Below are 20,376 nucleotides of genomic sequence, written 5' to 3' on the forward strand. Positions count from 1 at the left end.
AATAGCGGCTCCGCCTCAGCGGATGCCGCACCAGTCGATGACCGAAGCAGCGATCACCTTGGCGGTCTCGACCACCGATTCGACCTCGACATATTCGTCGGAACCGTGAAAACCGTCGCCCGACGGGCCGAAGATGACACCGTCGACGCCGGCGCCGGCATAGTGCGCGGCATCGCACACAGCGACGAAGCCGCGCGCCTGCGGCGCCTTGCCGACCATGGCCTTGCGCTTCATCAGCGAGGTCACCAGCGGATGATCGACCGGGGTGTTCATCGGCGGGAAATACAGCCCGCCGAGCTCCCATTGGATCGCAGGCGGGTTGTCGCGCAGCCACGCATCGGTCTGGGCGAAATGGTGGACGAACGTCTCGAAATCGCGGCGGTAGTCGGCCGAGTTCTCATCGGGCAGGAATTTCATGTCGAGATCGAGCACCGCGACGTCGGGAATGATGGCCGGGTTGGTCATGACGGTCGGCAGGCCGTGTTCGCCAAGGCCGGTGCCGCCATGCATGACGCCGATGTTGATCGTGTTCATACCGAGCGGCAGCAATGGATGCGATTTCGCCCGCGTCCGGTCCAGTTCATACTGGCGCACGGCGGCGATGAAGCGAGCGGCGATCTCGATGGCGTTGACGCCCGGCTCGAGCCGGTCCTTGTCGTGGCGCTGCGGATAAATCTCGTTGTAGCGCAGCGCCGAATGGGCGTTGCGGCCGCGGATCGTCACCCGCGCCCATTCGAGCCCGCCTTCGACGGGCAGGACATCGCCCCAGGTCGGTTCGGCGACCAGCACCGCCTTGGCGAGCTTGCCCTTCTTCACCGCGTCCATGGCGCCGAAGCCGCCGGCTTCCTCGTCGACGACGGAATGGATGGCCAGCCGGCCCTGCAGCGTGATGCCCGCCTTGCGGATCGCATGTGCTGCGGCGACGCAAGCGGCGACGCCGCCCTTCATGTCGACGGCGCCGCGGCCATAAAGGCGGCCATTGGTGATCTCGCCGCCGAACGGATCCACCGACCAGTCCTTCATCGCGCCGACCGGCACGACGTCGATGTGGCCGCACAGGATCAGGCTGCGGTCCTCGTCTCCCGCCCATTCGCCGACCAGATTGGGCCGGCCGGGCAAGGCATCCCATTGCTCGGTCTTGAACCCGTCCTGCCTGAGGATCGGTTCGAGCAGCGCCTGGACATCCGCCTCGCGGTTGATCGCCGGGTTGGGCTCGAATTTGGGGTTGACCGAAGGGATGCGAACCATGTCGCGGGTCAGGCCGATCAACCAGTCGCGATCGGTCTCGATCTCAGCCTGCACGGCATCGATGATGGTCTGGTTGTCGGGCATTGTCGCTTCCTTCTCTGCGTCGCGGCGCTTTGCAATCGCTGCACTGGGCGCAACGACACTATTTCCTTGTGGTTTTGGATTTGGCGGCGTCGTCGGCCGATGACGACAGGGCGGTATCGAGCGTGACCGCATTGGCGCTGCGGATCCTTTCGATGTCCTCGATGCGCTTGCGCACCCCGGCGCCGTGGCTCTCCAGCGCGTGGGCAAACACGGTTTCCATCTGGGCAACGGCCGTCGCCAGCGTGTCGAACGGCGAGTTGGCGTCGATCGCGGCGACCATGGTCAGGTCCGCTATGTCAGATATCGGCGACAGCCAGACATCGGTGAACAGCAGGATGGAGACGCCGCGCTCCTTGGCCTGCTGGGCAAAGCTCACCACGTCCGACTGGTAACGCCGGTAGTCGAACACGACGAGGAGGTCGCGCTTGCCAAGGTCGATCAACAGGTCGAAATCGGCGGGGCTCAACGAACCGATGTCGCGCACGCCGGAGCGGAACTGCAGGAGGTAGCCGGCCAGCATGGAGGCGATATGCCGGCTGAACCGGCCGCCCAGCAGCACGACCTGGCCCTTGCTCTCCAGCAGCATGTTGACGGCCCGCGTGTAGGCCTGCACCGGCACTGCCGTGCGGGTGCGCTCCAGGCTGTCTGAAACCGAATGGAAATAGGTAAGTGCGGTGCCTTCGCTGGAGCCGCCCGGACGCTTGGCCTCCATCATCAAAAGCGGCGAATGCAGCCTGGATTCGACTTCGGTGAGCAGGCGTGCCTGGAAGTCGGCAAAGCCGACATAGCCAAGCTTGGTCATCAGCCGCGTCACGCTCGGGTCGCTGACGCCGGCGCGCCGTGCCAGCCGGGTCGCGGTGCCCAGCCCCGACATCGGATAATCGGCGAGCAGGACCTGGACGATCTTCTCTTCCGCGGAGGTGAACGCCACGGTCGTATTGGCCAGTTCTTCGCGGATCGACATTGTCATCGCCTATCGTCGACGGAAAGACAATTATCTTACAATTTCGCACATGTTTGTCAAATTTGGAACTTTTCTTACAGAACCATCGAGAGTTCGGCATGACTTGCAATCCCATGACAGCCAAGCCAGTCGTGCAACACATCCACGTCGGCTCGAACGAGGGCTTGCGTCTATCTGAAGCTGGCGATGGGCAGGAACTTGACCGCTGAACCGGTGAAGCGTCGGTGATCGGAGGTCTGTCCTCGCGGCTGGAATCCATCGAGATAGATGTGCTCCGGCGCTGTGCGGATGAGATTGGCGGCAATGACGGACGCCGCCGCAGGGCTAGCTCCGCCGGCGATGCCACGACCCGTCTCAATCAGCCGGCCGGACAACGCTGCCGGCACGATGACCGCGGTGGCTTCGGGATCGAGATTTGGCTGGACACGGTCGGCCTTCGGGCTGGTCCTGACGCGATCTTCGGGCTTCGATTGGGCAACCGAGACCCGCTGGCCGGCCAACCCATTGTGGCCGTCATCGGCGTGGTTCAAGGCCAGCAAGGCAGCGACCGCATCGCCGGCTTTGTCTGCTTCAGGCTGGCGCATCGGGCTTGTCAAGCTTTCCGGTCGCCATGTCGGCAACGGGATGTTGAGCGCCACAAGGTCCGGCGCGCCGCTCGCGGGGCCGGCATCCGACTTGCCCGAGGGAATTTCAGCATCGGTTGCCGCTGGATTGGCCAGTTCGGCCCGCGCCGTGGAAGCGTTGGCTGTTGCAAGTTGCGCGATTTGCGGGGTCGGAATGCTGGTCGTTGGCCCGGTGCGCGGGGCGAAGGCTGGCAGCGGCACTGAGCCCGGCGCCATCGCCATGACGATCGCTTCAGGCGTCTTTCCTTCCGGCCCAATCGACGATTCTTCGACCCGATCGACGGAAGCCATCTGGATGTCAGCGCGCTGGGCATCCTGCGGCGGCACGATCGCGATGCCGGCGGGCCTGGGTTCAACGGACTTGGCCGGCTTGCGTGGCGCCGGCACCGCTTCGGCGACATCATCGGTCTCGTCCGCGCCGCGCCCGCCCAAAAGCGTCGCCAGCAGGCCGCGCGGCCTGCGTTGGCCGCCGTCGGCACTTGCCAGGTCGATGTTGGGCGCGCCGGTGCCCTTGCGCGACTTGTAGGCGGCAAACGCCTGCCCATAACCGGGCAGCGGTTTGCCGTCGCTCGGCACATGCAGCGTATTGCCGTTCGGGAATACCCTTGCGAGTTCCTGGCGGCTGATGCCAGGCCAATGCCGCACATTGCCGACATCCATATGTATGAAAGGCGAGCCGGAGGTCGGGTAATAGCCTACGCCGCCGCCCTGCATCTTGAGGCCGATGTCGCGCAGCTTCTTCAGCGGCACATCCGGCAGGAAGAAGTCCATCGCGCGGCCAACCATGTGTTGGCTTTCCCGAGCCACGCCCTTCGAGCGGCTGCGCAGCATGGCGTTCGTCGCTGGCGACCGATAGGCGCTGACCACGTGAATATAGGCTGTCGAGCCGCTGGCGCGATAGGCCTGCCAGACAAGATCGAGCAGGCGCGGATCCATCTTCGTCGGTTCGTTGCGACGCCAGTCGCGCAGCATCAAATTGATCTTCTTCAATCCCGCCGGATCATAGCGCCCATTGCGCTTGAACACGATTTCAGCCTTCTCGCCCGTATGGAGATGTTGAATCTTCAAAGCACGCGTCTCCGCGAACGCGCCGGTAACGAACAGACATAAGAACGCTGCCATGATGGCCGGCAGTGTCCAAAGACGGGAAGCACCGGGGGCGTTTTGCACGTTTTCGCTCACGTTCATGCCTTGCACGTTCTTTTGTTTCGGGCGGTTTTAGGTTCCGCCCAGATCAGGAGCCTTTCGGCCCTCTTCCTGACAAGCATGGACTTGACCGACGCAGACGGGCATCCATGCCACAATACGTCATGTCGATGAACAGCATCTTGGTTAACGAATCGTGTCTTGCCGGGAATGCGCTTCGGCTGGAGTTGCCTGTGGCAGCCATTTTCTGGAGCAATGCACCGCTGATGAGGTCCGCCAGCACGACGGCCGCGCCGTTCCCGTGTAGCCGCCTCGCCCTTGCAAATGCAGAGGACGAATGTGCGGCAACAAGGATGTTGGAAACTGGTGCTGCGAGAGAGGATTGAACTCTCGACCTCTCCCTTACCAAGGGAGTGCTCTACCACTGAGCTACCGCAGCCGCTGATGGCGGGGCTTCTGCCATATCGAACCGGCAAGCGCAAGGCCAAGCGCAACGCTTCTGTGAAAGCCTTTGCCGGATAGCTTTTAATGACATGGGGGCGCCACAATGTTGGCTATCCCTGAATGGCGGGCTGGCTGCTCACGGGCCAGAGCGGGACAATGGATGACAAGGCAATTCCAGTGAAAAAGGATGGTCCACCGAATAACAGCGCAACAATCCGCAAGGATCGGCTGGCAGAGCAATTGCGCGCCAATCTGCAGAAGCGCAAGGCGCAGTCACGCTCGCGGCGCACCGGAGATGCAGATCAACGGCCGGACGGGCTCGCTGCATCGAAGGAAATACAAAAAGATTAACTCAAATCGGCCACTCTTGGCCCGGGGTGGGCGAAATCCCATTTCTTGAACCAGCGTAATTCTTGAACCAGATCGGCCAATGGTCTAGACGGGCCGCTACTCAAACGATTGAACCGGCCCTGTTTGGCCGAGAGGGACTTTCTTCCATGGATCGCATCAGAATTGTCGGGGGCAACCAGCTCTCCGGAAGCATTCCGATCTCGGGCGCGAAAAACGCGGCGTTGCCTTTGATGATCGCCTCGCTTTTGACCGACGACACGCTGACGCTGGAAAACGTGCCGCATCTGGCCGATGTCGAGCAACTGATCCGCATCCTGGGCAACCACGGCGTCGATTATTCGGTCAATGGCCGCCGCGAGAAGCAGAATGAGGGCTATTCGCGCACCATCAACTTCTCCGCCCGCAACATCGTCGACACCACAGCGCCCTACGAGCTGGTGTCGAAGATGCGCGCCTCGTTCTGGGTGATCGGCCCGCTGCTGGCCCGCATGGGCGAAGCCAAAGTGTCGCTGCCGGGCGGTTGCGCCATCGGTACGCGGCCGGTTGATCTGTTCCTCGAAGGCCTGCAGGCGCTGGGTGCCGACATCGACGTCGACACCGGCTATGTCATCGCCAAGACAAGGAATGGCCGCCTTGTCGGCAACCGCTATATCTTCCCGAAGGTCTCGGTCGGCGCCACCCATGTGCTGATGATGGCCGCGGCGCTCGCCAAGGGCGAGACGGTGCTGGAAAACGCGGCTTGCGAGCCCGAGATCGTCAACCTCGCCGAGTGCCTCAATGCCATGGGTGCGAAGATTTCCGGCGCCGGCACGCCGACAATCACCATCGACGGCGTCGAATCGCTCTCCGGTGCGCGCGTACGCGTCATTCCCGACCGCATCGAGACCGGCACCTATGCCATGGCCGTCGCCATGACCGGCGGCGACGTCGTGCTCGAAGGTGCGCGTCCGGATCTGCTGCAGACCGCACTGGACGTGATCGCCCAGACGGGTGCGGAGATCACGCCGACCAATTCCGGCATTCGTGTGAGGCGCAACGGCGCCGGCATTGCGCCGGTCGACGTGACGACGGCGCCGTTTCCGGCCTTCCCGACCGATTTGCAGGCGCAGTTCATGGGCCTGATGACGATGGCCAAGGGCAAGTCGCGCATCACCGAGACGATCTTCGAGAACCGCTTCATGCATGTGCAGGAACTGGCGCGGCTCGGCGCTCACATCACCCTTTCGGGCCAGACGGCGATCGTCGACGGCGTGCCGAAACTGAAGGGCGCGCCGGTCATGGCGACCGATCTTCGCGCCTCTGTCTCGCTGGTCATCGCCGGCCTGGCGGCGGAAGGCGAGACGACGGTCAACCGCGTCTACCATCTCGACCGCGGCTTCGAGCGGCTGGAAGAAAAGCTATCCAACTGCGGCGCGGTGATCGAGCGGATTTCCGCATAGGCCAATCGCAAGGCCTCGCGGTGCGGTTGCGCGGACGGGAAAGACCGCCTAACAGAAGGTTCAGTTATCAACCTTCAGGTGCGAAATCCGCATGACTGCCCTTAAGCTTATCGCGCTCGACGATCAGGATCTGAGCATCGTTTCGGCCCATGTCCAGGATGCCGTGATGAAGGTCAGCGACCTCGAATTCCTGCCTGCGGCCAAGCGTTTCCTGCTGACCATGAACCGTTTCGTCTGGGAGGCCAAATCCGGCCTGTTTCGCCAGCACAATGAGCGGCGGCAGGCGGTGCTGCATTTCGACCGGGTGCTCGGCGCCAAGACCAACGGCATCGCCCGCGACAAGCCCAATGAGGTCCTGTCGCTGCTGGCGATCAGCTTCATCGAGATCAGCAAGCCGGCGGGCATCGTCGAGCTGATCTTTGCCGGCGGCGGCACGATCATGCTCGACGTCGAATGCATCGAGGCGCGCCTTGCCGATATTGGCGGGGCGTGGGAAGCCACCTCGCGCCCCATCCACAAGGCCTGAGCGTCCGATGGCCATCAAGCTTCGTCAGTCCGACGCCGATTTCGAGCAGCGTTTCGCCGCCTTCCTGTTGACCAAGCGGGAAGTGTCCGCCGACGTTGATGCCGCGGTGCGCGACATCATCGCGCGCGTGCGCGCCGAAGGCGACGCGGCGCTGATCGACTATTCACAGAAATTCGATCGCGCCGATCTGACTGGATTGGGCATCGCCGTCTCGAAGGACGACATCGCTCAAGCTTACAAGGCTGCCGACTCAAAGACGATCGAGGCGCTGGAATTCGCGCGAGACCGTATCCGCTCCCACCATGAGCGGCAGCGGCCGAAGGATGATCGCTATACGGATGCCGCCGGCGTCGAGCTCGGCTGGCGCTGGACGGCGGTCGAGGCGGTCGGGCTCTATGTGCCGGGCGGCACGGCGAGCTATCCAAGCTCGGTGCTGATGAACGCCATACCGGCCAGGGTGGCCGGGGTCGAGCGCATCGTCATGGTCGTGCCGGCGCCCGGCGGCATCATCAATCCGCTGGTGCTGGTGGCGGCCGACATATCAGGCGTGTCGGAAATCTACCGTGTCGGCGGCGCCCAGGCGATCGCAGCCCTCGCCTACGGCACCCGGACTATAAAGCCGGTCGCCAAGATCGTCGGCCCGGGCAATGCCTATGTCGCGGCGGCCAAGCGCCAGGTGTTCGGCACCGTCGGCATCGACATGATCGCCGGGCCGTCGGAAGTGCTCGTCGTGGCCGACGGCAGCAACGATCCGGACTGGATCGCGGCCGACCTGCTGGCCCAGGCCGAGCACGATGCATCGGCGCAATCGATCCTGGTCACCGACGATCCGGCCTTCGGCATCGCTGTCGAACAAGCGGTCGAGCGCCAGTTGCAGAGCCTGCCGCGGGCCGAAACGGCTGCGGCGAGCTGGCGCGATTTTGGCGCCGTGATCCTGGTTCCAACCATTGAATCCGCGCTGCCGCTGGTCGACCGCATCGCCGCCGAACATGTCGAACTGGCCATCGACGATGCCGAGGGTTTCCTGGCGCGGATGCGCAATGCCGGTGCCGTCTTTCTCGGCCGCCACACGCCGGAAGCCATCGGCGACTATGTCGGCGGCTCCAACCATGTGCTGCCGACGGCACGCTCGGCGCGCTTCTCGTCGGGCCTGTCGGTGCTCGATTTCGTCAAGCGCACGTCGATCCTCAAGCTTGGACCGGAGCAGTTGCGTATCTTGGCGCCGGCGGCGATTGCGCTCGCCAAGGCGGAAGGCCTTGAGGCGCATGGACGCTCCGTCGCCATACGGTTGAACATGTAGGCGGCGATGTCTGGCCCCGATCAAACCCGCGCCAGGCTGATCGATGTCGAACTCGATGAATCGATCGGCCGGTCGACACCCGATGTCGAGCATGAACGCGCGGTGGCGATCTTCGACCTGATCGAGGAGAACAGTTTTCAGCCCGTCAATGACAGCGGCGACGGCCCTTACCGGCTGAAACTGTCGCTGGCCGAGCAGCGCCTGGTGTTTGCCGTGGCGCGCGAGGATGGCACCGCCGTCGTCACTCATATCCTGTCGCTGACGCCGCTGAGGCGCATCGTCAAGGATTACTATATGATCTGCGAAAGCTACTACGACGCCATCCGTTCCTCGACGCCGAGCCACATCGAGGCGATCGACATGGGCCGCCGCGGCCTGCACAATGAAGGTTCGCAGACGCTGATGGACCGGCTATCCGGCAAGATCGACATAGACTTCGATACGGCGCGCCGGCTGTTCACGCTGGTCTGCGTGCTGCACTGGCGGGGCTAGCCCTGGCACCCGGCGCCCTACCCCGTTCGATCCTGTTCCTGTGCGGCATGAATGCCGTGCGCTCGCCAATGGCAGAGCAGCTGGCGCGCCGCATGCTGCCCGCGGCCATCTTTGTCGCTTCGGCCGGCGTTCGCGCCGGCGAGCGCGATCCGTTCGTCGATGCGGTGCTTGCCGAGGAAGGCCTGTCGTTGGGCGAGCGTCACCCACGGACCATGGACGATCTCGAGGACGATTATTTCGACCTCATCGTCACGCTGGCGCCGGAAGCGCACCACGCCGCACTTGAACTCACCCGCTCGCTCGCTGTCGAGGTCGAATACTGGCCGACGCCGGACCCGACCGACGCCGCCGGCACGCGCGAACAGATCATGGCGGCCTACCGGGACGTGCGCGAGCGCCTGAAAGCGCGGATCGGGCGTCGATTCACACCTCCGGAGGCCGCCGATTAAGCGTGTTCACAAGCGGACGATTATCATATAGGTTCCGCCGAAATTCCGGCCAGGGCGCTGGAACTACCATCCAAGCAAAGGTATCGAATGCCGAAGGAAGAAGTCCTCGAGTTTCCGGGTGTCGTGACGGAATTGTTGCCGAACGCGATGTTCCGGGTAAAGCTCGAAAACGAACACGAAATCATCGCCCATACGGCCGGCCGCATGCGCAAGAACCGCATCCGCGTGCTGACCGGCGACAAGGTTCTGGTCGAGATGACGCCATACGACCTGACCAAGGGCCGCATCACCTATCGTTTCAAGTAAGCAAAGCCCGACTGGTCCGCGATGAGCATTTTGCAGAAGCTGGTGCTTGCCTCGGGTTCGCCGCGCCGAATCGAGCTCTTGCAGCAGGCCGGCATCGAGCCGGACCGCGTGCTGCCGGCCGATGTCGACGAAACGCCGCTGCGTGCAGAGCATCCGCGCTCGCTGGCCAAGCGGCTGTCGAAGGAAAAGGCCGAGAAGGCGTTCGCGTCGCTGAAAACCGAAGCCGACTACGCGCCGGGCTTCGTGCTGGCCGCGGATACGGTCGTCGCCGTCGGGCGGCGCATCCTGCCCAAGGCAGAAACCCTCGACGACGCCGCCAACTGCCTCGGGCTGTTGTCGGGCCGTTCGCACCGGGTCTATTCCGGCATCTGCCTGATCACCCCGGGCGGCAAGCTGCGTCAGCGGCTGGTCGAGACGCGGGTGCGCTTCAAGCGGCTGCCGCGCGAGGAGATCGACGCCTATGTCGCGTCGGGCGAATGGCGCGGCAAAGCGGGTGGTTACGCCGTCCAGGGCCTCGCTGGTGCCTTCGTCGTCAAGCTGGTCGGTTCCTACACCAATATCGTCGGGCTGCCGCTCTATGAGACCGTGGCGCTGTTGAGCGGCGAAGGCTTCAAGGTGCATGGCGGCTGGCTGGCGGGAACCCGGCTGTGAATTCCGACTCCAAAGTCACGCCCTTACGCCCAAAGCGCCCCTGCCCCGAATGCGGCAAGCCCTCGGCGCGCGACACCTTTCCGTTCTGCTCGACGCGCTGCAAGGACATCGACCTCAACCGCTGGCTGAAGGGCGCCTATGTCATCAAGGCCCGCGATGACGAGGAAGAGACGGACCCCGACGCTCCGAATTAAGGCTGGGCGCCGCCGATCAGGCGGCGGCCTCGTTCTTGCGCTTCAAGCGCGCCCAGGCAGGCAGCCATTCACCATGAGCAGCCAAGAGATCATCGACCAGTGACCAGATCTGGTCGAGATCGAGTTCGGCCGCGGTGTGCGGATCCATCATCGCCGCATGGTAGATGTGTTCGCGGTTCTCGCTCATCAGCGCCCGCACCGTCAGTTCCTGCACGTTGATGTTGGTGCGGATCAGCGCGGTCAATTGCGGCGGCAGGTCACCGATATAGGTCGGCTGGATGCCGGAGGCATCGACCAGGCACGGCACTTCGGCGGCGCAATCCCGGGGCAGCGAGGTGATGCAGCCATTGTTGCGGACGTTGCCGTAGATCACCGAGGGTTCGCCCGTCCACACCGAATTCATGATCGATGAGGCATATTCCCGGGACTGCTCGACCTCGATGCGATCGGCCGAGCGATAGGCCTCAGCCTGTCCCTTCCAGCGCTCGATCTGTTCGATGCAGCGCTTGGGATACTCATCCAGCGGGATGCCGTACTTCTCGATCAGGTCCGGGCGGCCTTCCTTGATGAAATAGGGCGTGTATTCGGCGAAATGTTCCGAGCTCTCGGTGACGAAATAGCCGAGCCTGGTCAGCATCTCGTAGCGCACCTTGTTGGGGCAGCGCGGGTTCCAGCCGGGCTTGGGCGCGCGGCCTTCGCGATAGGCGCGCACGAGATCGGGGTAGAGGTCGCGGTACGAACCGTCCGGCTGGCGATGCTCGAACTTCAAATAGAAGGCCATGTGGTTGATGCCGGCCGAGCGATAGCGGATCTCTTCGTAGGGAAGGTCGAGATCGTGCGCCAGCTCCATTGCCGTACCCTGCACCGAATGGCAGAGACCGACCTGCCTGATGTCAGGGTATTTCTCCGCTATCGCCCAGGTGTTGATCGCCATCGGGTTGACATATTGCAGCATGATCGCCTGCGGGCAGACGGCGAGCATATCTTCGCAGACCTTCCAAAGATGTGGCACGGTTCTCAAACCGCGCATGATGCCGCCGACGCCCAGCGTGTCGGCGATCGTCTGGCGCAGGCCGTATTTCTTCGGCACCTCGAAGTCGGTGACCGTGCAGGGCTCATAGCCGCCGATCTGGAAGGCGACGACGACGAAATCGGCGTCGGCCAGCGCCTTGCGCTGGTCCGAATGGGTCTCGGTCTTCGCCTTGACGCCCAACGTCGCGATCAGCTTGTTGACGACAATGGCGCTCTCTTCCAGCCGTTGCGGATTGATGTCCATCAGCGCGATCGTCGCGCCGGAAAGCGACGGGCGCTGCAGCACGTCGCCGACAATGTTCTTCATGAACACCGTCGAGCCGGCGCCGATGAACGTGATCTTGGGATTTCTTGCCATGCTAACCTCCGGCATATGTTCAGGCCACGTCGAAAGCGGCCCTGACGAGCCGTTGGGTGTAGGCGGTCTTGGGATTGGACAGGACGTCGTCGACAGGCCCCTGCTCGACGATCTTGCCGTTCTGCATGACGATGACGCGGTGGCACAGCGCGCGCACCACCTTGAGGTCGTGCGAGATGAAGAGGTAGCTGAGGCCGCGCTCGTCCTGAAGCCTGCGCAAGAGGTCGATAATCTGCGCCTGGACGGAGAGGTCGAGCGCCGATGTCGGCTCGTCGAGCAGGATGAATTCGGGTTCGAGCGCTATGGCGCGAGCGATGGCGATGCGCTGCCGCTGGCCGCCGGAGAATTCATGCGGAAACCGCGACAGTATATCGCCCGGCATGCCGGCGCTGACCAGCGCGTCGCGCACCCGTTCGACCCGCTCGCGCCGCGTCGCCCCTATGCTGTTGACGATCAGCCCTTCCTCGATGATCTGGCCGATCGTCATGCGCGGGTTGAGCGAGGAGAACGGATCCTGGAAGACGATCTGCATGCGCGAGCGCAGCGGCCGCATCTCGGCACGCGATAGGCCATGGATCGGCTTGCCGTCGAAATGGATCTCGCCGCGCTTGGCGTCGATCAACCGGAGCAAGGCCTGGCCGAAGGTGGTCTTGCCGGAGCCGGATTCGCCGACCAGCCCCAGCGTCTCATGGCGACAGAGTTTCAGGCCGAGATCGTCGACGGCGACCAGCTCTCGCCAGTCCGGTTTCAGGAAGGTGCCGTGCCGCAGCATGAATGAAACGCCCACGCCGCTGGCCTCGAGAATGATGCCGCAGCCCTCCGGCAGCGGCTTCGGCTGCCCGCGCGGCTCGGAAGCCAGCAGCCGTCTCGTATAGGGGTGCTGTGGGTTGGCGAACAGCCGTTCCGTGACGTTGTGCTCGCACATTTCGCCATGCTGCATGACATAAACGTAGTCGGAGAACTGGCGCACCACGGTCAGGTCGTGGGTGATCAGGATCACCGCCATGCGCAGCTCTTTCTGCAGGCTGCGGATCAGGTTCAGGATCTGCGCCTGGACGGTGACATCGAGCGCTGTGGTCGGCTCATCGGCGATCAGCACATCGGGATTGTTGGCCAGCGCCATGGCGATCATCACCCGCTGGCGTTGCCCGCCCGATAGCTGGTGCGGGTATTGCTTGAGCCGCGCGGCGGGATCGGGAATCTGCACATGCTGCAGAAGTTCCAGTGCGCGCGCCCAGGCCTGCTTGCGGCTGACTTTGCGATGCACCCGGATCGCCTCGACGATCTGGCTGCCGACCGTATAGATCGGATTAAGCGAGCTCATCGGCTCCTGGAAGATCATCGAGATGCGGTTGCCGCGCAGCTTGCGCCGGGCGCTCTCGGGAAATTTCAGGATGTTTTGCCCGTCATAACAGACGCTCGACCCGGGCGACACCGTGGCGCGCCGCGACAGCAGGCCCATGACGGTGCGCGCCGTCACCGACTTGCCCGAACCGGATTCGCCAACGATGGCGATCGTCTCGCCGCGATAGAGCTGAAACGAGATGTCCTTGACCGCGTCGACGACGCCATGCTCGACCTTGAAGGCCACGGCGACGTTGCGGGCATCGATGATCGGCTGGCCCTGGCGTCCGTCATGGTCGTGACGGACGGTTGGTGCGAAGGATTCGGCGAGCGCGACGGACATCTCAGGCACCTCAATAAGGGTCGACGGCGTCGCGCAGGCCATCGCCCAGCGCGTTGAAGGCAAAGACGGTGACGAGCACGAAACCGACCGGCGACAGGATCCAGGGATAGGTGCCGATGACGGAATAGGTCGCGGTGTCCTGCAGCATCAGACCCCACGAGATCAGCGGCGGCTTGACGGCGAAGCCGAGGAAACCGAGGAAGGATTCGAGCAGCACCACCGTCGGGATCGCCAGCGTCACGGCGACAATCACATGGCTCATCACATTGGGGAAGATGTGCTGCATGATGATGCGACGGTCGGTGGCGCCGACCGCCATGGCGGCGCGCACATACTCGATCCGCGCCAGCGCCAAAGTCTTGCCGCGCACCTCGCGAGACATCTGCGCCCAACCCAAGGCCGACATGACGATGATGACGAAAGCGAGGAAGACGTTGGTGGGAGCGGTGACCGGGATCAGCGTCGTCAGCGCCAAATAGAGCGGCAGCTGCGGGAAGGCGAGCACCAGTTCGACGAAGCGCTGCATCCAGACATCGAACCTGCCGCCAAAATAGCCGGAGACCATGCCGACGGTGGTGCCGATGACGGTGATGATGAAGACGACCGTCAGCGCGATCATCAACGAGACGCGCGAGCCATGGATGGCGCGCGACAACACGTCACGACCAAACTTGTCGGTGCCCAGGAAATGCACCGGCTGGCCGTCCAGCGAGCCGAACAGATGCCGGTCCGCCGGCAACAGCCCGAAGAGCTTGTAAGGCGCGCCATGCACGAAGAAACCAAGCAGCCTTGGATGATCGTAGTCGGGACCGACGACGGGCTGGAAAGTGACCGGATCGAGGTCCGCCGAATCGGCCAGCGCATAGACCCTCGGCCGCGCGACGAAACCGCCATCTCTGTCATGGAAAACAGGCACCTGCGGAGGCGCGAAGCCGACATCCGTCACCTTCGGGTCCATTGGCGCGATGAACTCGGCGAACACGGCCATCACCAGCAGCAGCACGACGAGCCAGAGCCCGGCCATGCCGGTCCAGGAGCGCTTCAGCCGGCGCCAGACAAGCGCGAGGTAGCTTTCGTTACCGCGCGCCGGTTTGGCTACGATGCGACCTTCGGCCGGCAGCGGTGGAGGGGATGGATCGCGCGCCAGCATCTCAGCGCTCCCCGAACTGGCGCACGCGCGGATCGAGCAGGACGAGCAGCATGTCGGCGATGATGTTGCCGACGATCAGCGTCGCCGACAGCACCATCATGAAGGTGGCGGTGACATAGACATCGCCGACAGCCATGGAGCCGACGATCGCCGGGCCGACAGTCGGCAGCGCGAAGATGATCGCCGTCTCGATTTCGCCGGTCAACATGTAAGGCAGCACCACACCCTGATACATGATGAGCGGGTGCAGTGCGTTAGGCACGGCGTGGCGCATGACGACGGCGGCGCCGGTCAGCCCCTTGGCCCTTGCCGTCTCGACATATTGCGCGTTCAGCGTATCGAGCAGATTGCCGCGCATGACGCGCATATTGTAGGCGAGCCCGCCGAAAGTCGCGATCGCCACCACCGGCCAGACATGCTTGACCAGATCGACGAATTTGGCCCACGACCACGGCGCGCCCCCATATTGCGGCGAGAAGAATGAGCCGATCTCCGACACGTTGAATTGGAAGACCAGGAGATAGACGATGATCAACGCCATCAGGAAGCGCGGCACCGTCATGCCGAGGAAGGAGATGGCCGACAGCGCCGAGTCGATCCAGGTGTATTGCCGGGTCGCCGCCCATATGCCGAATGTTATGCCCAGCACCGAAGCCAGCAGATGGCAGACCAGCGCCAGGAGAAGCGTGCGCGGCAGGCGCTCGCCGACCACGTCGGCGACCGGTTTGTTGTAATAGAGGCTGTAGCCGAAATCGCCTCGGGTGACGATGCCGCCGATCCAGTTGAGATACTGGAGGGGAAGCGGCTTATCGAGACCATGCTCGATGCGGTAGGCCTTTGCCTGCGCGTCGGCCTCGGCGAAGGAGGCTCCACCCTGGTTGATCGCCTGCGAGCGGATGTAGTCGGCATAATCGCCCGGCGGCGCCTGGATGATGGCAAATGTGGCCAGGCTCAAAATGGCGAGGACCGGGATTGCCGACGCTATTCGCGTGAGCAGGAATCGCAGCATGGACGGTTCGTTTCCTCGTCTCGCCGATCGCGCCCTTGGTTGCGTCCGGAGGTTGGTTTGTCCGGCCGCGCCAGCGGCGCGGCCGGAGGTCTCTCAGTCAGGGAGGTAAACCTAATTCATCGGCCCCTTCTCTCCGGGTTTGCCGGGCAGTTCTTGCGGGAACAATTCGTATTTCGCCTGCTTGTCGGCCGCGACAAAGACCCGTTCGCGGATGATCGAATCCTCGGCCCAGTTGAACATGAAGATCGGCGTGCCCTGTGGGATGTTCGAGAAACGCTTGTTGACGATCAGCGCGCCGGGATACTCCGTCAGGCCGACATTGTAGACGTGCTCCGTCGAGATCTTCTGGAATTGTTTCATCAGGCTGGCGCGCTGGTCATTGTCCTGGGTGGAGACGAACTTGTTGACGATGTCGACGAGGTCCTTTTCGAACGGCATCACATCGACCTCGCCGTTCTCCGGCGCACGATGGTCCCAGCTGGTGCGCGGACCGACCGGGGCAAGCTGCACGGTGTTCTGCACCACCGACGTCAGTTCCTGTTCGTTGCGACGGACCAGCCAATCGAAGCGGCCGGAATATTGCGAAGCGTCGCGTTGGGTCCCGTTGAGGCCGTTGAGCACGACCCGAAGCCCGAGCTTTTCCATCTGGGCGACGACGCCTTCGGCAAGGCTCTTGTCGGTCGTGTAGTCGTTGTTGACCAGCATCACGATCTCGACATTCTTGCCGCCGGCGGTGCCGGAAGGGAAATTCACGAAGCCGTCGCCGTCCGTATCCGTGAGGCCGGCCTTGGCGAGTTCGGCCTTGGCGCCCTCGAGGTCGAAGGGGTAGTAGACCGTCGAAGCGCGGTCGTAGAAGCTGGTTCCTGACGACAGGCCGCCGGGATAGATGGCGGTGAACGGTCCCTTGACCAGCGAGTCGCCGAGCGCCTTGCGGTCGAGCGCCATGGTGACGGCCTTGCGGAAATCCTCGTTGCGGTTCAACTCGCGGATCGCCTGGCCGCGTTCGTCCGGATTGCCCCAGCCATTGGCAGAAAAATTAAAGCGCAGATTGTAGCCGATGAGCCGCGGGCCGAAAGCAAGACGGGCCGGCGCGTTCGCCTCTGCCGCACGCTTCAGCGAGGCGACGAAGTTTTCCGGCTGCTCCAAATTGGAAAAATCGGCCGCGCCGGCCACCGCCTGGACATCGCGGTCGGCCCAGGTCGACAGCTTGTAGTGCAGTTCGTTGAGATAGGGCAGTTGATTGCCCTTTTCGTCGACCTTCCAGTAATAGGGATTGCGGCGCATGACGATGATGTCGTCCGGCCGGTATTCGACCGGCACCCAGCCACCCATCACCGGCATGTTCATGAATTCCGGCGGGAAGGCATTTTTGAACTGATCATAGGTATTCTTCGAGTATTTCGGATGCTGCGGCTTCAGGATGTGCGCGGGGCCCGGACAGAAGGTGCCGTAGGCCATGGCGTACAGGTACTGCTTCGGGAAGGCATCCTTGAAGGTCCATTCGACGGTGTAGTCGTCGATCTTCTTCAGCGTCGTGCCGACGCCGAAGGTTTCCGGCGTCGCACCGTTCAGCGGCGAGACGTTAGGATCGACCACCTCGTCGTCCCAGTAGAACATGACGTCGTCGGCATTGAAGGGCACGCCGTCCGACCACTTCGCTCCTTCGATGAGGTGCATGGTCAGCCTGTGGCCATCGCTCGACCAATCCCAGCTCCTGGCCAGGTTCGGCAGCGGCTCGGTGTCCTTGGCCTCGACCTGGAACAGCGGGGCGGTGCGCGTCAGGCATTCGGAGAGGCCGATGTCGATGCCGCCCCAGCCTTGCGTCTGACCGGCGCCGTAGTTCCAGCCTTCCGGCCGCCCGCCGATGACGTGGCGCATCGTATCGCCATAGACGCCGATGCCGTCCTGCATGTTGCCCGTCTTGTAGACCAGCGGATCTTTCGGCAGCCTGTCTTTCACCGGCGGCAGCTTGCCGGTCTTGACGTATTTCTCGGTGACCCAGTCGGGCTCGTGATATTCGGGAAGCGCCTTGAACTCCAGGATCGAGTCTCGCGCGACATAGTTGATCTTGCCCTCGGCGGGAAACGGTGTCGGCGCCGGCGGAACCGTCGGCTCGGAAGCGTAAGCACTGAGTGCCGAGACCGAGACGCTCAGCGTCAGTCCGGCAGCAAGGCCGATATTGCGTAAATTCCTCACGGTCTCTCTCCCTCTTGTTTGTCCGGAGCGTTTGCACCCGCTCCGCCTCTCCTCGAATTCAAACGGCTTCGTGGCAATGAATCCGCCTCCCATGGATCCACCATCACCGCATGAATTTTCAGCCGGCCCGCCTCAGCCGGCTTGCTTCAGCGCGGCTTTTTCGGCGCGCAATTCCTCGATCGAGCGAACGCTGCGCCGTGCGGCGCCCGCCCACTCGCGGGTCTTCACCTGAGATGTCGACAGCCGCTCCCTGGCGGCCGGAACCGCATGGGCATATTGCGGCAGCCAGGCTGCCTGGGCGACGACCATTTCGTCGACCATCTGCCAGACCTCCTCCGGCGTCGAAACCGCGCCGACCAATGGGTCATGCAGCACGGCGAGCTTCAGAAGATCGATCTCGCCTGATATCGCGGCATGCACCGACATGCGCTGGACGTTGATCGAAGCGATGCAGGTGGCGGCGCAGGCTTCCGGCAACGTGATGCCGGCGGCCATGTTGATGCCAAAACGGTCGACGAAGCCCGGCGACTCGATGATGGCGTCCTGCGGCAGGTTGGTAATCACGCCATTGTTCTTGACGTTGAAGTGGCCGCGATAGACCCGGTTGGTCTCCAGCGCCTCCAATATGTGGCTGGCATGCTCGTTGGAGCGCTTCTCCCGGTCGATCGGCTTGGACGCCGCTTCGAGGAACTGCGGATATTCCGTCTCGAACCAGTTGCGGGTTTCGGTGGAGTAACGGAGATAGCCGCCAGTCTCGCCATGGATCCAGTCGGACATATCGATCCAGCGCGTGATCTCGTCGGGACGTTTGCGGTACCAGGGCAGATATTCGGAAAGATGGCCGTTGCTTTCGGTCGAATAGACGCCGAAGCGCTTCAGGACATCGATGCGCAGTTTCTCCTGCCTGGAATAGACGGGATGCGCCTCGAAGGCAGCCACCAGTTCGTCCTTGCCGATGGAGCGGCCGTTCAGGCGCAGGCCGATGAACCAGGTCTGGTGGTTGATGCCGGAACAGACATAGTCGAGCTCCTGCGTGGACTTGGCGCCAAGCACCTCGGCGATCTGCTCGGCGCCGTGCTGGACGCCGTGGCAGAGCCCAACAGTGTCGACCTTGCCGTATTCGATCGCCGCCCAGGTGTTCATCGCCATCGGGTTGGCGTAGTTCAGGAACTTGACGTTCGTCTCGGCGACCTCGCGCATGTCCTTGCAGAAATCCAGGATCACCGGGATGTTGCGCTGGCCATAGAGAATGCCGCCGGCACAGATCGTGTCGCCGACGCATTGGTCGATGCCATATTTCAGGGGAATGCGGATATCGTCGGCATAGGCTTCGAGACCGCCGACCCGCACGCAGCTGATGACGTAGCGAGCGCCTTCGAGAGCCTGGCGGCGGTCGGTCGTCGCCGTCACCCTGGTCGGCAATCTGTTTGCCTCGACGATCTTGTCGAGGATCGCCTTGATCATCTGAAGGTTGTGCTCGCTGACATCGGTCAGCGCGAATTCGATGTCCTCGAATTCGGGCACGCACAGGATGTCGGTGAACAATTTCTTGGTGAAGCCGACGCTGCCCGCGCCGATGATAGCGATTTTGAAACTCATCAGCCGCACCTCATTCCACTTCGAATTGCAGGCAAGGAATGACAATGGGAAGCTGTAGCCACATGCCGACATGTATGCAGGACAAGCCGGAATCGGGCTCGCCAACCTCCCCGTCCGCTCCTCGACTGCGGATCTCTCTCGCTTTTCGACGGGGATTATGCGCTTATTCGCGAGCGCGACCAGAGAAGGATTATGCTTTCGGGGGTAATTTTGTGCTGCAGGATTTGATACAAAACGGACAGTCCATGCGCACGATCTCGCTGCCGCGCGGCCGCCAGCGCCTGCATGCCATGCCGACGAGCACGGGCTATGAAGTGCGCGAGGACGAGATCTACGACTGGGATGGGCGAAAGCGCGGCCAGACGCCGTTCACCGTGCTCCAGCACACGATCAGCGGGACTGGCCGGCTGCGCTACGAGAACCGCAATTACCGCCTGCAGAAGAACGACACATTGCTGGTGCTGGTGCCGCACAACCACCGCTACTGGCTGGCTGAGGACGAGCGCTGGGAGTATTTCTGGATTTCGATGAACGGCGAGGAGGCGTTGCGCATTCACAAGTCGATCCTCAGCGTCTCGGGTCCTGTATTTCGGCTGCAGCCGGCGACGATCGATCATCTTGCCGATTGCAGCCTGCGCCTGATCAAAGGCGCCGCTTCGCCGGGTGCTGCTTCGGCGGTCGCCTACGAGGCTGCGATGGCGCTCTATGACGATGTCTTCGGCTCCCATGCCTTTGCCGAAAAACAGAGCGCCATGCAGCCGGTCATCGATCACATCAACGCAAATCTCGACAAGCCGCTGCCGGTGGCGGACCTTGTCCAGATCAGCGGCCTCAGCCGGGCCCATTTCTCACGCTGTTTTGCTGAAAGCGAAGGCTTGCCGCCTGCCGAGTTCGTGCTGCAGCAGCGTCTGCAACGCGCGGCGAAGCTGCTGACCAAGGCGGATTTTCTGCCGGTGAAGGAGGTCGCCATCCTGTGCGGCTTCGAGGACGCGAACTATTTTTCGAAGGTCTTCCGCCGCTGCTACGGCATCACGCCGAGCCAATTCCGCACCACAGGCATGTACGCCAATTTGCGGACTCCGGCCAGGCGTGGCGTCAGGGCGCCTGATGACGAGACCTGACGCCGCG

Annotated in this window: 19 protein-coding genes and 1 tRNA gene; 10 read left to right on the plus strand and 10 right to left on the minus strand. The window is 63.0% G+C overall.

Annotation, left to right across the window (positions count from 1 at the left end):
* Positions 1-15: 15 nt before the first annotated feature.
* From NKH06_RS16215 to NKH06_RS16230, 4 genes are all read right to left on the minus strand, one after another.
* Entirely contained in the window at positions 16-1,332 is a 1,317-nt protein-coding gene (locus tag NKH06_RS16215) for a M20 family metallopeptidase (RefSeq protein ID WP_352441067.1), read from the minus strand.
* A gap of 58 nt (positions 1,333-1,390) precedes the next feature.
* On the minus strand, positions 1,391-2,296 hold the full coding sequence (locus tag NKH06_RS16220; protein WP_128302676.1) for a MurR/RpiR family transcriptional regulator: 906 nt from the start codon (positions 2,294-2,296) through the stop codon (positions 1,391-1,393).
* Positions 2,297-2,466: 170 nt separating this feature from the next.
* The gene (locus tag NKH06_RS16225) at positions 2,467-4,107 is read right to left on the minus strand and encodes a peptidoglycan L,D-endopeptidase MepK (protein ID WP_502895929.1); all 1,641 of its coding nucleotides are present in this window, start codon (positions 4,105-4,107) and stop codon (positions 2,467-2,469) included.
* A gap of 322 nt (positions 4,108-4,429) precedes the next feature.
* Positions 4,430-4,504 (minus strand) — tRNA-Thr (locus NKH06_RS16230).
* A gap of 161 nt (positions 4,505-4,665) precedes the next feature.
* On the opposite strand from NKH06_RS16230, the gene NKH06_RS16235 reads away from it, so the two are divergent.
* From NKH06_RS16235 to yacG, 9 genes are all read left to right on the plus strand, one after another.
* Complete coding sequence (locus tag NKH06_RS16235) at positions 4,666-4,860, plus strand: hypothetical protein (RefSeq protein WP_023809256.1); 195 nt, start codon at positions 4,666-4,668, stop codon at positions 4,858-4,860.
* A 146-nt stretch (positions 4,861-5,006) separates the two neighbouring features.
* Entirely contained in the window at positions 5,007-6,299 is a 1,293-nt protein-coding gene (gene murA / locus NKH06_RS16240) for a UDP-N-acetylglucosamine 1-carboxyvinyltransferase (protein WP_023809257.1), read from the plus strand.
* A 91-nt stretch (positions 6,300-6,390) separates the two neighbouring features.
* Positions 6,391-6,825, plus strand: a complete 435-nt coding sequence (locus NKH06_RS16245) for a DUF2948 family protein (RefSeq protein ID WP_023809258.1) — start codon at positions 6,391-6,393, stop codon at positions 6,823-6,825.
* 7 nt (positions 6,826-6,832) lie between these two features.
* Positions 6,833-8,125: a histidinol dehydrogenase gene (gene hisD, locus NKH06_RS16250; protein ID WP_352441082.1), complete on the plus strand. Its 1,293-nt coding sequence runs from the start codon at positions 6,833-6,835 to the stop codon at positions 8,123-8,125.
* Positions 8,126-8,131: 6 nt separating this feature from the next.
* On the plus strand, positions 8,132-8,617 hold the full coding sequence (locus tag NKH06_RS16255) for a UPF0262 family protein (RefSeq protein WP_013530198.1): 486 nt from the start codon (positions 8,132-8,134) through the stop codon (positions 8,615-8,617).
* A complete protein-coding gene (locus NKH06_RS16260) occupies positions 8,605-9,066 on the plus strand; it encodes an arsenate-mycothiol transferase ArsC (protein WP_081734750.1) in 462 nt (153 codons plus the stop codon). The genes NKH06_RS16255 and NKH06_RS16260 overlap by 13 nt, the downstream gene beginning before the upstream one ends.
* 87 nt (positions 9,067-9,153) lie before the next feature.
* Positions 9,154-9,372, plus strand: a complete 219-nt coding sequence (gene infA, locus NKH06_RS16265; protein WP_006200926.1) for a translation initiation factor IF-1 — start codon at positions 9,154-9,156, stop codon at positions 9,370-9,372.
* A gap of 21 nt (positions 9,373-9,393) precedes the next feature.
* A complete protein-coding gene (locus NKH06_RS16270) occupies positions 9,394-10,023 on the plus strand; it encodes a Maf-like protein (protein ID WP_023809261.1) in 630 nt (209 codons plus the stop codon).
* A complete protein-coding gene (gene yacG, locus NKH06_RS16275) occupies positions 10,020-10,217 on the plus strand; it encodes a DNA gyrase inhibitor YacG (protein ID WP_023809262.1) in 198 nt (65 codons plus the stop codon). The genes NKH06_RS16270 and yacG overlap by 4 nt, the downstream gene beginning before the upstream one ends.
* Positions 10,218-10,233: 16 nt before the next feature.
* Here yacG and NKH06_RS16280 read toward each other — a convergent pair whose 3' ends face one another.
* The 6 genes from NKH06_RS16280 to NKH06_RS16305 form a co-directional block, all read right to left on the minus strand.
* Positions 10,234-11,607 carry an alpha-glucosidase/alpha-galactosidase gene (locus NKH06_RS16280; RefSeq protein ID WP_352893421.1) on the minus strand — a complete coding sequence of 458 codons (1,374 nt, stop codon included), beginning with the start codon at positions 11,605-11,607 and terminating at the stop codon, positions 10,234-10,236.
* Positions 11,608-11,626: 19 nt separating this feature from the next.
* A complete protein-coding gene (locus tag NKH06_RS16285; RefSeq protein ID WP_352893422.1) occupies positions 11,627-13,294 on the minus strand; it encodes an ABC transporter ATP-binding protein in 1,668 nt (555 codons plus the stop codon).
* A 10-nt stretch (positions 13,295-13,304) separates the two neighbouring features.
* Positions 13,305-14,444: an ABC transporter permease gene (locus NKH06_RS16290; protein WP_128302683.1), complete on the minus strand. Its 1,140-nt coding sequence runs from the start codon at positions 14,442-14,444 to the stop codon at positions 13,305-13,307.
* A 1-nt stretch (position 14,445) separates the two neighbouring features.
* Positions 14,446-15,453, minus strand: a complete 1,008-nt coding sequence (locus NKH06_RS16295; RefSeq protein ID WP_127296635.1) for an ABC transporter permease — start codon at positions 15,451-15,453, stop codon at positions 14,446-14,448.
* A 111-nt stretch (positions 15,454-15,564) separates the two neighbouring features.
* Entirely contained in the window at positions 15,565-17,649 is a 2,085-nt protein-coding gene (locus NKH06_RS16300; protein WP_352441085.1) for an ABC transporter substrate-binding protein, read from the minus strand.
* A 132-nt stretch (positions 17,650-17,781) separates the two neighbouring features.
* The gene (locus tag NKH06_RS16305; RefSeq protein ID WP_352676229.1) at positions 17,782-19,248 is read right to left on the minus strand and encodes an alpha-glucosidase/alpha-galactosidase; all 1,467 of its coding nucleotides are present in this window, start codon (positions 19,246-19,248) and stop codon (positions 17,782-17,784) included.
* A 245-nt stretch (positions 19,249-19,493) separates the two neighbouring features.
* Here NKH06_RS16305 and NKH06_RS16310 point away from each other — a divergent pair, with 245 nt between their 5' ends.
* Positions 19,494-20,369 (plus strand): AraC family transcriptional regulator, encoded by an 876-nt coding sequence (locus tag NKH06_RS16310; protein ID WP_352676227.1) that lies wholly within the window; start codon positions 19,494-19,496, stop codon positions 20,367-20,369.
* Positions 20,370-20,376 lie beyond the last annotated feature (7 nt).

The sequence above is a fragment of the Mesorhizobium sp. M1342 genome (assembly GCF_040317955.1).
Classification (GTDB): Bacteria; Pseudomonadota; Alphaproteobacteria; order Rhizobiales; family Rhizobiaceae; genus Mesorhizobium.

Bases quoted from the DNA above. Each gene is read 5' to 3' on its own strand.
- NKH06_RS16215 (WP_352441067.1), bottom strand. From the start codon at position 1,332: ATGCCCGACAACCAGACCATCATCGATGCCGTGCAGGCTGAGATCGAG.
- NKH06_RS16220 (WP_128302676.1), bottom strand. From the start codon at position 2,296: ATGTCGATCCGCGAAGAACTGGCCAATACGACCGTGGCGTTCACCTCC.
- NKH06_RS16225 (WP_502895929.1), bottom strand. From the start codon at position 4,107: ATGAACGTGAGCGAAAACGTGCAAAACGCCCCCGGTGCTTCCCGTCTT.
- NKH06_RS16235 (WP_023809256.1), top strand. From the start codon at position 4,666: ATGGATGACAAGGCAATTCCAGTGAAAAAGGATGGTCCACCGAATAAC.
- murA (WP_023809257.1), top strand. From the start codon at position 5,007: ATGGATCGCATCAGAATTGTCGGGGGCAACCAGCTCTCCGGAAGCATT.
- NKH06_RS16245 (WP_023809258.1), top strand. From the start codon at position 6,391: ATGACTGCCCTTAAGCTTATCGCGCTCGACGATCAGGATCTGAGCATC.
- hisD (WP_352441082.1), top strand. From the start codon at position 6,833: ATGGCCATCAAGCTTCGTCAGTCCGACGCCGATTTCGAGCAGCGTTTC.
- NKH06_RS16255 (WP_013530198.1), top strand. From the start codon at position 8,132: ATGTCTGGCCCCGATCAAACCCGCGCCAGGCTGATCGATGTCGAACTC.
- infA (WP_006200926.1), top strand. From the start codon at position 9,154: ATGCCGAAGGAAGAAGTCCTCGAGTTTCCGGGTGTCGTGACGGAATTG.
- NKH06_RS16270 (WP_023809261.1), top strand. From the start codon at position 9,394: ATGAGCATTTTGCAGAAGCTGGTGCTTGCCTCGGGTTCGCCGCGCCGA.
- NKH06_RS16280 (WP_352893421.1), bottom strand. From the start codon at position 11,607: ATGGCAAGAAATCCCAAGATCACGTTCATCGGCGCCGGCTCGACGGTG.
- NKH06_RS16285 (WP_352893422.1), bottom strand. From the start codon at position 13,294: ATGTCCGTCGCGCTCGCCGAATCCTTCGCACCAACCGTCCGTCACGAC.
- NKH06_RS16290 (WP_128302683.1), bottom strand. From the start codon at position 14,444: ATGCTGGCGCGCGATCCATCCCCTCCACCGCTGCCGGCCGAAGGTCGC.
- NKH06_RS16295 (WP_127296635.1), bottom strand. From the start codon at position 15,453: ATGCTGCGATTCCTGCTCACGCGAATAGCGTCGGCAATCCCGGTCCTC.
- NKH06_RS16305 (WP_352676229.1), bottom strand. From the start codon at position 19,248: ATGAGTTTCAAAATCGCTATCATCGGCGCGGGCAGCGTCGGCTTCACC.
- NKH06_RS16310 (WP_352676227.1), top strand. From the start codon at position 19,494: ATGCGCACGATCTCGCTGCCGCGCGGCCGCCAGCGCCTGCATGCCATG.